Annotated in this window: 13 protein-coding genes; 6 read left to right on the forward strand and 7 right to left on the reverse strand. The window is 74.5% G+C overall.

Translation table 11 applies throughout. The features are described 5' to 3' along the window. Window positions 1-21: 21 nt before the first annotated feature. Window positions 22-480 (reverse strand): DUF4442 domain-containing protein, encoded by a 459-nt coding sequence (locus D7231_RS28125; RefSeq protein WP_120758374.1) that lies wholly within the window; start codon window positions 478-480, stop codon window positions 22-24. 82 nt (window positions 481-562) lie between these two features. Between D7231_RS28125 and D7231_RS28130 the strand changes: the two genes are divergently transcribed. Then, window positions 563-1,636 carry a DUF8017 domain-containing protein gene (locus D7231_RS28130; protein WP_120758375.1) on the forward strand — a complete coding sequence of 358 codons (1,074 nt, stop codon included), beginning with the start codon at window positions 563-565 and terminating at the stop codon, window positions 1,634-1,636. Window positions 1,637-1,692: 56 nt separating this feature from the next. Here D7231_RS28130 and D7231_RS28135 read toward each other — a convergent pair whose 3' ends face one another. Both D7231_RS28135 and D7231_RS28140 read right to left on the reverse strand, forming a co-directional pair. Beyond that, complete coding sequence (locus D7231_RS28135; protein WP_120758431.1) at window positions 1,693-2,517, reverse strand: spermidine synthase; 825 nt, start codon at window positions 2,515-2,517, stop codon at window positions 1,693-1,695. Between the two features lie 76 nt (window positions 2,518-2,593). Next, a complete protein-coding gene (locus D7231_RS28140; protein ID WP_120758376.1) occupies window positions 2,594-3,787 on the reverse strand; it encodes a GTP-binding protein in 1,194 nt (397 codons plus the stop codon). A 180-nt stretch (window positions 3,788-3,967) separates the two neighbouring features. On the opposite strand from D7231_RS28140, the gene D7231_RS28145 reads away from it, so the two are divergent. The 5 genes from D7231_RS28145 (at window position 3,968) to D7231_RS28165 (ending at window position 7,741) form a co-directional block, all read left to right on the forward strand. Further along, window positions 3,968-4,714: a TVP38/TMEM64 family protein gene (locus D7231_RS28145; RefSeq protein WP_120758377.1), complete on the forward strand. Its 747-nt coding sequence runs from the start codon at window positions 3,968-3,970 to the stop codon at window positions 4,712-4,714. A 186-nt stretch (window positions 4,715-4,900) separates the two neighbouring features. Further along, window positions 4,901-5,791 (forward strand): undecaprenyl-diphosphate phosphatase, encoded by an 891-nt coding sequence (locus D7231_RS28150; protein WP_120758378.1) that lies wholly within the window; start codon window positions 4,901-4,903, stop codon window positions 5,789-5,791. A gap of 195 nt (window positions 5,792-5,986) precedes the next feature. Then, window positions 5,987-6,583, forward strand: coding sequence for a hypothetical protein (locus D7231_RS28155; protein ID WP_120758379.1), 597 nt, complete (start codon window positions 5,987-5,989; stop codon window positions 6,581-6,583). A 49-nt stretch (window positions 6,584-6,632) separates the two neighbouring features. After that, window positions 6,633-7,187, forward strand: coding sequence for a hypothetical protein (locus D7231_RS28160; RefSeq protein WP_120758380.1), 555 nt, complete (start codon window positions 6,633-6,635; stop codon window positions 7,185-7,187). A 134-nt stretch (window positions 7,188-7,321) separates the two neighbouring features. After that, complete coding sequence (locus tag D7231_RS28165; protein WP_241999963.1) at window positions 7,322-7,741, forward strand: type II toxin-antitoxin system VapC family toxin; 420 nt, start codon at window positions 7,322-7,324, stop codon at window positions 7,739-7,741. A gap of 85 nt (window positions 7,742-7,826) precedes the next feature. Here the strand turns inward: D7231_RS28165 and D7231_RS28170 are convergent, their stop codons facing one another. From D7231_RS28170 to mutA, 4 genes are all read right to left on the reverse strand, one after another. After that, window positions 7,827-9,182 carry a CAP domain-containing protein gene (locus tag D7231_RS28170; protein ID WP_120758382.1) on the reverse strand — a complete coding sequence of 452 codons (1,356 nt, stop codon included), beginning with the start codon at window positions 9,180-9,182 and terminating at the stop codon, window positions 7,827-7,829. A gap of 124 nt (window positions 9,183-9,306) precedes the next feature. Then, entirely contained in the window at window positions 9,307-10,296 is a 990-nt protein-coding gene (gene meaB / locus D7231_RS28175; protein WP_120758383.1) for a methylmalonyl Co-A mutase-associated GTPase MeaB, read from the reverse strand. Between the two features lie 15 nt (window positions 10,297-10,311). Continuing rightward, window positions 10,312-12,513, reverse strand: coding sequence for a methylmalonyl-CoA mutase (scpA, locus tag D7231_RS28180; protein ID WP_120758384.1), 2,202 nt, complete (start codon window positions 12,511-12,513; stop codon window positions 10,312-10,314). After that, window positions 12,513-14,411, reverse strand: a complete 1,899-nt coding sequence (gene mutA, locus D7231_RS28185; RefSeq protein ID WP_120758385.1) for a methylmalonyl-CoA mutase small subunit — start codon at window positions 14,409-14,411, stop codon at window positions 12,513-12,515. The genes scpA and mutA overlap by 1 nt, the downstream gene beginning before the upstream one ends. Window positions 14,412-14,420 lie beyond the last annotated feature (9 nt).

The following is a 14,420-nucleotide window of genomic DNA, read 5'->3' on the forward strand; positions in this document are numbered from 1 at the left end:
CCGCGGGTTGCGACGGTACGGCTACTTGTTCGGCCGGAGGGTCCAGACGACCGTCATTTCGCCGGTCACCGCGCCGTCCTCGCGGGTGATCGCCACGTGGACGGGGAACTCCGGACGGCCGCCGGCGTCCAGCTCGGCGACGACCTCGGCGACCGGGCGGCCGAGCTCGGCGGTGGCGGTGACGGGGCCCATGGCGAGCTTCTTGTAGCCGATCTCGGCGCTGACCGCGAGCGGCACCGCGCGCGAGAGCTGGTCGCCGAAGGCGGCGAGGACGATCGCGCCGCTCGCGGACTCGGCGAGGGTGAACATCGCGCCGGCGTGCGGGCCCCCGACGTGGTTGTGGTAGTCGGGCTGGTCGGGCAGGCGGACGACGGCGCGCTCCGCTCCCGCCTCCTCGAAGACGAGGTTGAGGGTCTTGGCCATGGGCACGGTGGCCAGGAGCATGTCGCCGATCGAGGGCGGGGTGCTGGTCTCAGACATACCCGCAAGTTACCAGCCAGTAGCAACGGCGGGGAAGGGGTGGGCTCACCGGGATCACCATCTGCCTCTATGGTTATCGGCCATGTGGCCAGGACAGCAGCCGCCCGGGGGCGAGCAGAACCCGCAGGACTCCAATCCGTACAAGACGCCGGGCCCGCCGCCGGGCCCGCCCTCCGGCGCGCAGCCGGGCTACCAGCAGCCCAACCCGTACCAGCAGCCGGCCTACCCGCCGCCGGCCGCCCCGGGGGCGAACCCGTACCAGCAGCAGCCTCCCGGCCCGCCGCAGCCCGGGCAGCCGGGCAGCGGCCAGCAGTGGCAGGTGCCGGCCCCGCCCGGCGCGCCGCAGCCGCCGCGCGACAACCGCAAGCGGACCACGATCATCGCGATCACCGCGGCGGTCGCCGTGGTGGCCGCCGCCGTGATCACCGGTGTCGTCGTCCTGAAGGACGACGACAAGGAGAACGTGGCGCACAGCGACCCGGCGAAGTCGCCGAGCGCTGCCCCGTCCGCTTCCTCGGCGGCGCCGCCCCAGAGCGCCAGCGAGGACCCGGCGGACAACCCGCGGGCGAACGCCGAGGTCAAGCCCGTGATCGACGGCTGGAAGGTCGTCTCCAACAGCAAGCGGCACATCGCCTTCGACGTCCCGAAGGAGTGGAAGGTCGGCTCCCCCGGGACGAGCTTCGGCTTCCAGGACGAGGACGACCACTCCTTCCCGCCCAACGGCAAGGGCATCTCCATGTCCGGCGTGGCCTACTTCAACGAGGACCGCTGCGAGAAGGACGCCACCCCCGTCGCCGCCGGCACCAAGGGCGCCCAGGGCGCCAAGAGCGAGGCCGACGCCGCCGAGAACGAGGCGCTGAACTGGCTCTTCTGGGGCTTCGACCAGAAGAAGACCGGCAAGTTCAACTACTCCAAGGGCAAGGAGTTCAAGAGCGACCACGGCCTGAGCGGCACCTCCGCGTCGGCCACGGTCACGGGCGTCGCGAAGAAGCACCACTGCGCCACCAGCGCCAAGTCCGTGACGGTGACGTACAAAGACGTCAACGGCGACCTGGCCACGTGGTGCCTCTACAGCGCCACGGGCACCGAGGACGAGGTGTCCGACGACATCATCAAGAAGATCATGAGCTCCCTCCGGCCCCTGAAGAGCTCCTGACCCTCCTGCACCCCCGGACCCTCTGATCTCCCGGCCCGCCCGGCGACCGGCCCGCGTCAGCCCACGCTGAACGTCCCGCCCGGCGGCTCCGGCGAGCCCACGGCCTCCGCGTCGTGCACCGGCCCGGCCCCGGCGGCGAACCGCTCCAGGGCCGGGCCGTGCTCGACCCGGGCCGGGAACGCGTCCGCGGCCGCGCGCCGGGCCAGCGCCGCGACCGGGAGCTCGGTGTGCGAGGCGACGAGGATCGCGTTGCCGAAGCGCCGCCCGCGCAGCACCTGCGGCTCCGCGATCAGGCACACGTGCGCGAAGACCTCCGCGAACGTGGCCACCTGCGAGCGGAGGAAGGCGAAGGGCGCGCCGTCGGCGAGGTTCGCGGCGTAGCGGCCCCGGGGCCGCAGCACCCGGGCGGCGGCCCGCGCGTACTCCAGCGAGGTCAGGTGGGCCGGGACCCGGGAGCCGCCGAAGACGTCCGCGACGATCACGTCGGCGGAGGCGCCGGGCGCGGCCTCCAGTTCGCTGCGCGCGTCACCGGCGATCACCTCGACGCCGGAGCCGTGCCGCAGCGGCAGGTGCTCGGCGACCAGCTCGAGCAGCCCGCGGTCCGCCTCGACGACGCGCTGCCGGGAGCCCGGGCGGGTCGCGGCGACGTAGCGGGGCAGGGTGAGCGCCCCGCCGCCGAGGTGCAGCACGTCGAGCGGGCGGTTCGGCTCGGCGGCGGCGTCGAGGACGTGGGCGATCCGCCGGGCGTACTCGAACTCGAGGTGGGTGGGGTCGTCCAGGTCGACGTACGACTGGGGCGAGCCCTCCACCGTGAGCAGCCAGGCCCGCGGCCTGTCCACGTCGGGCAGCAGCTTGGCGGTGCCCCCGTCCACGTCCCGCATCACGGGTATCGGCTCTGCCGGTTCGTTCACGCCTGGTTCGTTCAGGCCTGCTTCGTTCACTCCCCCATTGTGGCGTTCAGGGGTGCGGTGCGGAGACCGTCCCGGTGCCGATGGTGCGGCCTCCTTCGCGGACGACGAAGGCGAGGCCGGGTTCGAGCGGCACCTCCCGGTCGAGGGCGACGGCCGCCGTGACGGTCTCGCCGGGGAGCGCGACGCCGGGCCCGCCGAGGTGCACAGTGCCGGGGACGCCGGCCGTACGGATGTGGAACTGCGGGCGGTAGCCGGAGAACACGGGGGTGTGCCGGCCGCCCTCCTCCACGCCGAGCAGGCGTATGCCGGCGGCGAAGCGGCGGCGCGGCACGACGCTGCCGGGCGCGGCGAGGGTGTCGCCGCGGCGCGCCTCGTGGCGGTGGAGCCCGCGCAGCAGCAGGGCGACGCGGTCGCCCGCCTGCGCGGCGCCGAGCGGCCGGCCGAAGCTCTCCAGGCCGGTGACGAGGGTGTCACGGGGGCCCTCGGGCCCCAGGAGTTCGACGCGGTCGTCGAGCAGGACGGTGCCGCGCTCGACGACGCCGGTGACGGCGGTGCCGCTCCGGGCGAGGGTGAGGACCTTGTCCACAGAGAGCAGGAACGGCGCGTCCGCGTAGCGCAGGGGCGTCGGTACGTAGGTGTCGACGGCGTCGAGCAGCGCCTCGATCGCGGCGGTCCAGCGCGGGTCGCCGCCGAGGGCGCGCAGGCCCGAGACGCGGACGACCGCGGTGTGCTCGCCGTCGTAGCCGTGGGCGGTGAGCAGGGCGCGCACGTCGCGCTCGGCGAGGTCGGTGCGTTCCGGGTCGCTCGCGTCGGCCTTGGTGAGCGCGACGACGAGGTGGCGCACGCCCGTGCTGCGGGCGAGCAGCAGGTGCCCGGCGGTCTGTGCGGCGGGCCCGTCGGTGGCGGAGACGGCGAGGACGGCGCCGTCGATCCGTGCCGTGCCGGCGAGCAGGTTGCCGGTGAAGCGGGGGTCGCCGGGTGTGTCGGTGTGGGCGTAGTGGCGGGTGTCGGTCTCGTAGGCGACGTGGGCGCAGGTGACGGTGCGGGCCCGCCCGGCCCGCACGGCGTCCTCCGGGGCGCGGTCGAGGCGGGCGGGCGGGACGAAGACGGCCCGGCCGCGGCCGGCGAGGAGCTTGGTGACGGCGGCGGTGAGGGTGGTCTTGCCGTGGCCCGAGTGACCGAGGATTCCGATGTTGAGGTGCGGTTTGTGGCGCGGAAGGCCTGATAGTGGCCGGTGCATGCGGTCGATGCTCGCGCACGGGGTGCGGGGCGTCGAACGGTTTTCGCAGGCCGCGGGCCGCCACGCGGAAGGGGCGCGGGGACGGCATTCGGGTGAACGTACACGGAAGGAGCGTTCCGCCCCCGCCCCGTCTTTCCGGGATGACGACCGCTTTATATCCCTGTCGGTTAGGCTCCAGCGATGCCCGATCCCGCCGCGCCCTCCCCCGGCCCCGCCGCGCCCCGCCCCGGCGCCGGCACCTGCCCCGGTCCCGCCGAGCGCCGCCCGCGCGCCCGGCCGTCCGCGTGGTTCCGCTTGGGCCTGCTCGTGGCGCTGCTGGCCGCCGCCGCGGCCACGGTGCTCGCCCTGCACCCGGAGCGGCTGCTCACCTCGGACTGGCCGCAGCTGTCGGGCGGCGCGGCCCTTGTGCTGTTCTCCGCGGCGTACGGGGTGTGCACGGCGGCGTTCGTGCCGCGGCCGATCCTCAACATCGCGGCCGGCGCGCTGTTCGGCGCCCCCGCGGGGACGGCGGCGGCCGTGGTGGGCACGGTGCTGGGCTCGGCCGCGTCGTTCGGGCTGGGCAGGCTGCTGGGGCAGGACGCGCTGCGGCCGCTGCTGCGCGGGAAGTGGCTGCGGGCGGCGGACCGGCAGCTGAGCCGGCACGCCTTCCGTTCGATGATGGCCGTCCGGCTCTTCCCGGGCGTGCCCTTCGCCGCCGCGAACTACTGCGCCGCCGTGTCGCGGATGCGGTGGACGCCGTTCCTGCTGGCGACCGCGCTGGGGAGCGCGCCCGCCACCGCCGCCTACGTGATCGCCGGCAGCCACGCCACGGCGCCGACGTCGCCCGCGTTCCTCGGGGCGACGGCGTTCATCGCGGTGACCGGGCTGGCGGCGGTGATCGTGGCCTGGCGCAAGAAGGGCCCGGCGCGGCGGCTTTCGCGTCCGTAGCGTCGCAGCCGACGGCGGAAAGGCGACCCGGTCCGGGACGGGACAGGCCTGACGCACCGTCCGCTACCCGGGCTTAAGGAGCGGTTCACCCGGACGACGCCGGGGTGCCTTTCCTCCTGTGCATGATCGGGCGGCCGGTGCCGCAGCGCCGGCGCGGCTGCGACGACTTGGATGGCACAGGCCCACATGTCTTGGTTCGAATCGTTCGTCCTCGGGCTCGCCCAGGGACTGACCGAGTTCCTCCCCGTCTCCTCCAGCGCGCACCTGCGGCTGACGGCCGCGTTCGCGCACTGGCAGGACCCGGGCGCGGCGTTCACCGCGGTCACCCAGATCGGCACCGAGGCCGCCGTCCTCATCTACTTCCGCAAGGACATCGCCCGAATAGTCACGGCCTGGTTCCGGTCGCTGTACGACCGCGGGACGCGGCACGACGCCGACGCCCGGACGGGCTGGCTGGTCATCGTGGGCTCGATCCCGATCGGGGTGCTCGGGCTGCTGCTCAAGGACGCGATCGAGGGGCCGTTCCGCGACCTGCGGCTGATCGCCACGACGCTCGTCGTGATGGGCGTCGTGCTCGGGTACGCGGACCGGCTGGCGGCGCGCGACGAGCGCGGCGGGCGGCACCGCGCCGCGAAGCAGCGCAAGGAGCTGCGGGACCTGACGGTACGGGACGGGCTCGTCTTCGGCCTCTGCCAGGCCATGGCACTGGTCCCCGGCGTGTCCCGGTCGGGCGCGACGATCAGCGGCGGCCTGTTCATCGGCTACACGCGGGAGAGCGCGGCCCGCTACTCCTTCCTGCTCGCCGTCCCCGCCGTGCTCGCCTCGGGCGTCTTCGAGCTCAAGGACGCGGGAGACTCCGGGAATGCGGCCGGGGGGCACACGGCGTGGGGGCCGACGCTGTTCGCCACGGCCATCGCCTTCGTGGTGGGTTATGCCGTCATCGCCTGGTTCATGCGCTTCATCTCCAGCAAGAGCTTCATGCCGTTCGTCGTCTACCGCATCCTGCTCGGGCTGCTGCTGTTCGCGCTGGTGGCGGCCGGGGTGCTGAGCCCGCACGCGGCCGGGGACGTGAGCTGACAAGCGGGCGGGGGCCCCACAAGTCCGGCTCGTACCGTTTCAGGGGGCCTTAGTGGGATGAGGTCCCCCACGGCAATACCGGGAAGGTAGCGGGCTGGTCACGATTGATGCAGATCGGCGCTTGAGGGATTGTTACCGAGGGTACGGTTCCCCGGTCCGTTCGTACCTCACGTAACCCGAACCTCCGGGGGATGCATGCGCACCACTGCCGTCACCGTCACCGCCCTCAGCCTCGCCGCGGCCCTGTCGCTCGCCGCGTGCAGCAGCGAGACCAAGGCCGAGACCGTGAAGTCAGCCGGCTCATCACCCTCGGCCGCGCCCGCCGGGCCGTCGGCGGAGCCCCTGGCGATGGGCAAGGGCACGGAGACCGTCGGAGCGGGCGGCGGCGGCAAGCTCGATATCATGCCCGTCAGCGTCGTCTACGCGGCCAAGACCGCGACCGACAAGCCCTCGCACGGCCTGTACGCGGTGATCGCCGTACAGGAGCGCCCCATGACGGAGGTGGCCGCCGCGGAGACCACGCCGACCGAGAAGGGCGGCTGGCAGTGGATAGCCGAGGACGGCCAGGCCGTCAGCAGCGAGCCGAACATCTTCCTGCCGGGCCTCGACGCGGGCGGCCCCATCCGGGCCGGCGCCACCCAGCTGCGGGCGCGCACCTTCGACATCAGCAGCGCGCAGCGCGGCGGCACCCTCACCTACACGGACGGCGAGGGCAAGACCTTCCGCTGGCAGATCCCGGCCCAGGACTCCGGGCCGCAGGTGACGAAGGTGAAGAAGGCCCTGGGGAGCTGACACCGGCGCTCCGGATGCGCGGCGCCGCGGCTCGGCGCAGGCTGTGCACATGGGCACGAGACTGCCGCTGCGGGCGGCCGTGGCCTTCGCGGCCGCGGCCGCCGTGGTGACGGCGGGTGCGGCCTGCGGGGGCTCCTCCGGCAAGGCCGGCACCACGATCACGCTCTCGGGCGGCCCGTCGGCCTCCCCGCAGTCCCGCACGGCCTCCTTCGGGGACACCTACGCGTACCGCGACGGCCTGAAGGTGACGGTGACGCAGCCGGCGAAGTTCACGCCGAGCAGCACCGCCCTCGGCCACGAGGCGGCCAACCAGCCCGTCAGGTTCACGGTCGCCCTCAGCAACGGCGGCAAGGACCCCCTCGACACGGCGGGCGTCCTCGTCACCCTGGAGTCCGGCGCCAAGGCCGACCGGGCCCAGCAGGTCTTCGACAGCGCGAGCGGGGTCGGCACGCCGTTCACCGGGACCCTGGAGCCGAAGGCGTCGGGCAAGGCGACGTTCGCCTTCGACGTCCCGCCGGGCGGCCTCGGCCGGCTGAACGTCGCCGTACGGCCGGGCTTCGGCCAGGAACGCGAAACGGTCCACTGGACCGGTCCCGCCCGCTGACGCCGCCTCAAGCCGGCCCGGCCCCGGCGATCCACCCCGCCGCCACCCGGCGCGCCCGCGCGGCTAGGGTGGTGGCCGCGGCGCGTTCGCAAGGCCCGCCGCGAGGCACATGCTTGGGAGAAACCTTGATCGTCGTGGACGCCTCCGCCCTCGTCCTGGCCCTCGCCGACGACGGGCCGCGGGGCGAGAGCGCCCGCGCCGCGCTCGCGGCGGACGCCGACTGGGCCGCCCCGGAGCACATCCTGGTGGAGGTCATGCAGTCGCTGCGCGGCATATACCTGGCGGGGCAGGTCACCGCCGAGCGGGTCGCCGAAGTCGCCGGGCGCCTGCCGGGCCTGACACTGCGCAAGGTCCCCGTGGAGCCGCTCCTGGGCCGGATGTGGCAGCTCAAGGACAACCTCACGCCCGACGACGCGGCCTACGTCGCCGTCGCCGAGGAGCTGGGCGCGACCCTCGTGACGGCCGACCTGCGGCTGCTGCGCGCCACCGGGCCGCGCTGCCCGATCCGGGGCATCACCGACACGGCCGGCACCGCCCGCACCGCCGCCCAGTAAGCGGGGCGCTCCGAAGGGGCGCGGGAAACTGCGCGACCAGCCACGACCCACCCGCAGAGGGAGTGCCGCGCTTCCGGCGAAGCGCTCACGTGCCGAACAGCTGCGTCCAGTACGTGCCCGCGCTGCTGCCGGTGGCGTAGCCGATGCCGATGTACGCGAAGTCCGGTTTGAGGATGTTGGCGCGGTGGCCGGGGCTGTTCATCCAGCCCTGGACGACCTCCGCCGCGCTGCGCTGCCCGCAGGCGATGTTCTCGCCGATCCCCGGGTGCGGGGCTCCCGCGGCCCGCGCCCGGTCCCACGGCTCGCTCCCTTCGGGCGAGGTGTGGGCGTAGAAGTCGCGGGCGACCATGTCGTCGCTGTGGGCCTGCGCGGCGGCGGCCAGCCGGTGGTCTCCGGCCAGCGGGCGCAGCCCGGCCGCGGCACGCTCGGCGTTGGTGAGCGCGGTGACCTCGGCGGTCAGCCGGGCCAGGCCGCCGGGTGTCATGGGGGCGGCCCACAGAGCCGTCCAGTAGAGGTCACCGCCGGGGCCGCTGACGTGGGCCGCGGCGGCGTGGACGACGGCCGGGTCGCGGAAGGGCCGGGCGCGCTCGGGGTCCGCGAGGCAGTACGCCACGAACGCGGCGGGGGTGCGCGGCCCGGACACGAGGTGCTCGGCCACGGTCAGGCAGCGGTAGCCGGACGCGGCGACGCGGTGGTGGAGCGAGGTCCCGTCCGGGCCTTCGGCGGCGAGCCGGCCCTGCGCGGCCATGGCGGCGGCGTGCGCGCGGGCCGCGGCGACGAGCCGGTGGTCGGCGGTCACGGGCGGCAGCCCGGCCGGGGTCCTCTCCGCGTTCACGAGGGCGGTGAAGGCATCGGCGGCGCCCGGGCCCGCGTGGGGCGTGGCGTTCGCGTACGGCGCGCGGGCCGCCGGCACGGCCGCCACCGGCCCGGGTCGCGCGCCGGACGTCCCGGAGCCCGCGCCGTCGTCGGCCACGTCCACGCCGAAGTCCCTGGCCACGCCCGCGAGTCCGTCCGCGTACCCCTGTCCCAGGGCGCGTATCTTCCAGCCGGTGCCGCGCCGGTAGAGCTCGGCGAGCAGCAGCACGGTCTCCGGCCCGGGGCGCGGCGGCACGAACCGGGCCAGGACTCCGCCGCCGCTTCCGGCGACGGTCAGGACGGGCACGGGCAGCGCCTCGAGCCGCGTGCCGGGGGTCGCGGGGCTCACGACGACGGTGACCCGCGCGGCGCCCGCGCGCAGGCCCCGCGGGTCGACCGTGACGGTGTCACCGGCGAGCCGGGCGCCGGGGACGGCCGGCTGGTTGTAGAAGACGAAGTCGGCGTCCCCGGCGACCTTTCCGTTCTCGCCGGTGACGATGACCGACAGGTCGAAGGGGCCGGGCACGCGGAGGGCGAGCGCGCCGTCGGGCAGAGTGACGTTGCCTCCGGCGACGAGGTCGTACATGGCGGTTCCTCCGAACGCCGGCCGCGTTTCGGCCGGTGCCGGGGGAAACGTGCCGTACGTCCGGGAGGTTCCCGGGAGCCGAGCCCCGCCGGCGCCCCCTTGTCCTCAATCGCCGGACGGGCTCTCACTTCTTGTCGCGGAACGCCTCCAGCAAGCGCTGCGCCGCCAGCCCCGCCGGCAGCGTGCCCTCGCGCACCCGCTGTTCGATGCCCGGGCCCGCGGCCCGTACGGCCGGGTGGTCGCGCAGTTCGTCCATGAGCTGCTCGCGGACCATCGTCCAGACCCAGTCGACCTGCTGCTCGCGCCGCCGGGCGGCCAGCGCGCCCGTGGTCTCCATGACGCGCCGGTGCTGCTCCAGCCGCTCCCACACCGTGTCCAGGCCCGCGCCCTCGCGGGCGCTGCACGTGAGGACGGGCGGGTTCCAGGCGGCGTCCGGAGGCTGCAACAGGCGCAGCGCGCCGGCGAGTTCGCGGGCGGCGGCCTTGGCGTCGCGCTCGTGCGGGCCGTCGGCCTTGTTGACGGCGACGAGGTCGGCCAGCTCCAGGACGCCCTTCTTGATGCCCTGGAGCTGGTCGCCGGTGCGGGCGAGGGTGAGCATGAGGAAGCTGTCGACCATGTCGGCGACGGCGGTCTCGGACTGGCCGACGCCGACGGTCTCCACGAGCACCACGTCGTAGCCCGCGGCCTCCATGACGACGATGGTCTCGCGGGTGGCCCGGGCCACGCCGCCGAGGGTGCCGGCGGTGGGCGAGGGCCGCACGAACGCGGCGGGGTCGACGGCGAGCCGCTCCATGCGGGTCTTGTCGCCCAGGATGCTGCCGCCGGTCCTGCTGGAGGACGGGTCGACGGCCAGCACCGCGACGCGGTGGCCGAGGCCGGTCAGCATAGTGCCGAAGGCGTCGATGAAGGTGGACTTGCCGACGCCGGGCACGCCGGTGATGCCGATCCGCCGGGCCGCCCCCGCGTGCGGGAGCAGCTCGGTCAGCATCCGCTGGGCGAGGGCCCGGTGGTCGGCCCGGGTGGACTCGACGAGCGTGATGGCGCGGGCGACGACCGCGCGCTTGCCGTCGAGCACGCCCTTCACGTAGGCGTCGATGTCGATCGTCCGCGCCATGTCAGGGGCCCTTGCTCACAGCTCGTGGCCGAGGACCCCTGCGAGGGTCTTCAGCAGGTCGTGGGCGGCATCGGGGATGACCGTGCCGGGCGGGAAGACCGCGGCGGCGCCCATCTCCAGGAGCGTGGGGACGTCCTGCGGCGGGATGACGCCCCCGACGACGATCATGATGTCCTCGCGTCCCTGCTCGGCGAGTTGCTCACGCAGCGCCGGGACGAGCGTGAGGTGGCCGGCCGCGAGCGAGGAGACGCCGACGATGTGCACGTCGGCCTCGACGGCCTGCCGGGCGACCTCCTCGGGCGTCTGGAAGAGCGGGCCGACGTCGACGTCGAAGCCGAGGTCGGCGAAGGCGGTGGCGATGACCTTCTGGCCGCGGTCGTGGCCGTCCTGGCCCATCTTGGCGACGAGGATGCGGGGGCGGCGGCCGTCCTCCCGCTCGAACGCCTCGACCAGGGTGCGGGTGCGCTCCACGCCGGACGACGGGCCTGCCTCTTCGCGGTACACACCGGAGATCGTACGGATCTGCCCGGCGTGCCGTCCGTAGACCTTCTCCAGTGCGTCGGAGATCTCACCGACGGTGGCCTTGGCGCGGGCGGCGTTCACGGCGAGGGCCAGGAGGTTGCCGTCGAGGCCCTGCCCGGTGCCGGCCCCGGCCGCGCGGGTCAGGGCGTGCAGGGCGTCCTGGCAGACGGCTTCGTCGCGCTCCTCCCGCAGGCGGCGCAGCTTCTCGATCTGCTGGGTGCGCACGGAGGAGTTGTCGACCTTGAGGACGTCGATCTGCTCGTCGCTGTCGACCCGGTACTTGTTGACGCCGATGACGGGCTGCCGGCCGGAGTCGATGCGGGCCTGAGTGCGGGCCGCGGCCTCCTCGACGCGCAGCTTGGGGATGCCCGCGTCGATGGCCTTGGCCATGCCGCCCGCGGCCTCGACCTCCTCGATGTGCTGCCATGCGCGGCGCGCGAGGTCGTGGGTGAGCCGCTCGACGTAGGCGCTGCCGCCCCACGGGTCGATGACCCGGCAGGTCCCGGACTCCTGCTGCAACAGCAGCTGGGTGTTGCGGGCGATGCGGGCGGAGAAGTCGGTCGGCAGGGCGAGGGCCTCGTCCAGGGCGTTGGTGTGCAGGGACTGGGTGTGGCCCTGGGTCGCGGCCATGGCCTCGACGCAGGTGCGGGCGACGTTGTTGAAGACGTCCTGCGCGGTCAGCGACCAGCCCGAGGTCTGCGAGTGGGTGCGCAGCGACAGCGACTTGGTGTTCTGCGGCTCGAAGCGCTTGACGAGCCGGGCCCACAGCAGGCGGGCGGCGCGCAGCTTGGCGATCTCCATGAAGAAGTTCATGCCGATCGCCCAGAAGAAGGAGAGCCGGGGCGCGAACGCGTCGACGTCCAGGCCGGCCCCGATGCCCGCCTTGAGGTACTCCACGCCGTCGGCGAGGGTGTAGGCGAGCTCCAGGTCGGCCGTGGCACCGGCCTCCTGGATGTGGTAGCCGGAGATGGAGATGGAGTTGTAGCGCGGCATCTTCTGCGAGGTGTACGCGAAGATGTCGGAGATGATCCGCATCGAGGGCCCGGGCGGATAGATGTAGGTGTTGCGGACCATGAACTCCTTGAGGATGTCGTTCTGGATGGTCCCGGCCAGCTTCTCGGGCGCGACGCCCTGTTCCTCGGCGGCGACGATGTAGAGCGCGAGGACGGGCAGCACGGCGCCGTTCATCGTCATCGACACGCTCATCCTGTCCAGCGGGATGCCGTCGAAGAGCTGCCGCATGTCGTAGATGGAGTCGATGGCGACGCCCGCCATGCCGACGTCGCCGGTGACGCGCGGGTGGTCGCTGTCGTAGCCGCGGTGGGTCGGCAGGTCGAAGGCGACGGACAGGCCCTTCTGACCGGCCGCCAGGTTGCGGCGGTAGAAGGCGTTGGACTCCTCGGCGGTGGAGAAGCCCGCGTACTGCCGGATCGTCCAAGGCTGGTTGACGTACATCGTCGGGTACGGGCCGCGCAGGTACGGGGCGATGCCGGGGTACGTGCCGAGGAAGTCGAGCCCGTGCAGGTCGTCGGCGGTGTAGAGGGGCTTGACGCCGATGCCCTCGGGGGTCTCCCAGACGAGGTCCTCGGCGCTCTTGCCGGTGGCCTCCTTCAGGGCGGCCCGCCACTGGCCCGGGTCGGCCGGGGCGGCGTGCGCGGGGCCCAGGCCGATGCCGGAGAAGTCGGGGATCGGCATCACGCGACTCCCATGCTGTCGAGGACGGAGGACAGGACGGCGACGGCGTCGCCGCCGGCGAAGACGAACGCGTCGACCCCGGCCCGCAGATAGGCCTCGCGCTGCTCGCCGGCGGGCTTGCCGGCGAGGAACACCCGCTGCGCGCCCGCGGACTTGAGGGCGGCGGCGACGGCTTCGGCCTGCTCGGCGTAGAGCTTGTCGCTGGAGCACAGGCAGGCCACGGCGGCGCCGCTGCGTACGAACGCTTCGGCGGCGGAGGCCGCGTCGACGGTGGCGGGGTCGTGCACGGGCTCGATGCCGCCGGCCTGGAAGAGGTTGGCCGCGAAGGTGGCGCGGCCGGTGTGGGCGGCGGCGGGGCCGAGCGCGGCGAGGAAGACGCGCGGGCGGGCACCGGCCCTGGCGAGGTGGGCGTCGGAGCGGGCGCGCAGGGCCTCGTAGGCCTCGTCGCGCCGGACCCGGGGCAGGCCGCCGCCGGGAGCGGCGGGCGCGGGCTCGCGCCGCAGCGGCTGCTCGCCGAGGTTCGGGAACTCGCTGACGCCGGTGACGGGTTCGCGGCGGGTGGCCAGGTCGGCGGAGCGGCGGGCCCAGGTGGCGGCGAGCCGCTCGGCCACCAGGCCGGAGCGCAGCGCCGCGGCCTGGCCGCCGGCGCGCTCCAGCTCCTGGAACCAGGCCCAGGCGGCGTGCGCGAGCTCGTCGGTCAGGCGCTCGACGTACCAGGAGCCGCCGGCGGGGTCGATGACCCGGGCCAGGTGGGACTCCTCCAGCAGCACCGAAGAGGTGTTGCGGGCGACGCGGCGGGCGAAGGCGTCGGGCAGGCCGGCGGCCTCGTCGAAGGGCAGGACGGTGACGGCGTCGGCGCCGCCCACGCCCGCGCCGAGGCAGGCGACCGTGGTGCGGAGCATGTTCACCCACGGGTCCCGGCGGGTCATCATCACCGTGGAGGTGACCGCGTGCTGGCGCTGGGCGGCGCCCTCGGCGCCGGCGCCGCTGACTTCGGCGACGCGGGCCCACAGCCTGCGGGCGGCGCGCAGTTTGGCGATGGTGAGGAACTGGTCGGCGGTGGCCGCGTAGCGGAACTCCAGCTGCTTGCAGGCCTGATTGACCGTCAGTCCGGCGGCGGTGAGCGTACGGAGGTAGGCGACGCCGGTGGCGAGCGAGCAGCCGAGCTCCTCGGCCGCGGACCCGCCGGCCTCGTGGTAGGGCAGGGCGTCGACGGTCAGGGCGCGCAGGCCCGGGCGGCCGTCGGCGCACAGCGCGGCGAGGTCCGCCGCGGCGGCCAGAGCGCCGTCGGGGCCGGTGTCGCCGCCGGTGCGGGCCAGGGTGCCGAGCGGGTCGGCGCCGAGGTTGCCGAGGGCGGCGCGGGGGGCGAGGCCGCGCTCGTCGTACAGGCGCAGCAGTTCCCGGGCGGCGGGCTCGAAGTCCGCGCCCGCGTCGAGGACGACGGGGGCGAGGTCGAGGTAGACGCCGTCGAGGGCGGCGGCGATGCCGTCGACGGGGATGCCCGCGGGGCCGGCGGTCAGCCAGAGGGAGGTGACGCCGTTCTCCAGGTCGGCGAGCACGGCCTCGTTGGCCTGCCGGGGGTCCGGGTGGGCGTGGCGCTGGCGCACGTCCCAGCCGGCCGCGGCCGTCCCCTCGGGCCGGCCGCCGCGGACGAACGGGGCGAAGCCCGGATATCCGGCGGCGCCGGCCGCGCCGGGGGCGTCGTCGGCGGTGTAGAGCGGGCCGGTTGCGAGCCCGTCCTGGAGTTCGGTGGCGAGGGCCGCCTCGGCGGCCGGGCCGGTTGCGTCAGCCGCGCCCGCTTTGCGCAGTACGCCCTCCACCAGGCGCTGCCACTGCTCGCGGGTGGGGTCCGGGAACTCGGCGGCCAGGGGGAAGCCTTCGTCAGGCAGGACCGTCATGGGGGGAAG

Origin of the sequence: Streptomyces klenkii (genome assembly GCF_003626645.1) — a bacterium.
GTDB lineage: Bacteria > Actinomycetota > Actinomycetes > Streptomycetales > Streptomycetaceae > Streptomyces > Streptomyces klenkii.

Bases quoted from the DNA above. Each gene is read 5' to 3' on its own strand.
- D7231_RS28135 (WP_120758431.1), bottom strand. From the start codon at position 2,517: ATGCGGGACGTGGACGGGGGCACCGCCAAGCTGCTGCCCGACGTGGAC.
- D7231_RS28170 (WP_120758382.1), bottom strand. From the start codon at position 9,182: ATGTACGACCTCGTCGCCGGAGGCAACGTCACTCTGCCCGACGGCGCG.
- mutA (WP_120758385.1), bottom strand. From the start codon at position 14,411: ATGACGGTCCTGCCTGACGAAGGCTTCCCCCTGGCCGCCGAGTTCCCG.
- D7231_RS28140 (WP_120758376.1), bottom strand. From the start codon at position 3,787: ATGCACCGGCCACTATCAGGCCTTCCGCGCCACAAACCGCACCTCAAC.
- meaB (WP_120758383.1), bottom strand. From the start codon at position 10,296: ATGGCGCGGACGATCGACATCGACGCCTACGTGAAGGGCGTGCTCGAC.
- D7231_RS28145 (WP_120758377.1), top strand. From the start codon at position 3,968: ATGCCCGATCCCGCCGCGCCCTCCCCCGGCCCCGCCGCGCCCCGCCCC.
- scpA (WP_120758384.1), bottom strand. From the start codon at position 12,513: ATGCCGATCCCCGACTTCTCCGGCATCGGCCTGGGCCCCGCGCACGCC.
- D7231_RS28130 (WP_120758375.1), top strand. From the start codon at position 563: ATGTGGCCAGGACAGCAGCCGCCCGGGGGCGAGCAGAACCCGCAGGAC.
- D7231_RS28125 (WP_120758374.1), bottom strand. From the start codon at position 480: ATGTCTGAGACCAGCACCCCGCCCTCGATCGGCGACATGCTCCTGGCC.
- D7231_RS28155 (WP_120758379.1), top strand. From the start codon at position 5,987: ATGCGCACCACTGCCGTCACCGTCACCGCCCTCAGCCTCGCCGCGGCC.
- D7231_RS28150 (WP_120758378.1), top strand. From the start codon at position 4,901: ATGTCTTGGTTCGAATCGTTCGTCCTCGGGCTCGCCCAGGGACTGACC.
- D7231_RS28160 (WP_120758380.1), top strand. From the start codon at position 6,633: ATGGGCACGAGACTGCCGCTGCGGGCGGCCGTGGCCTTCGCGGCCGCG.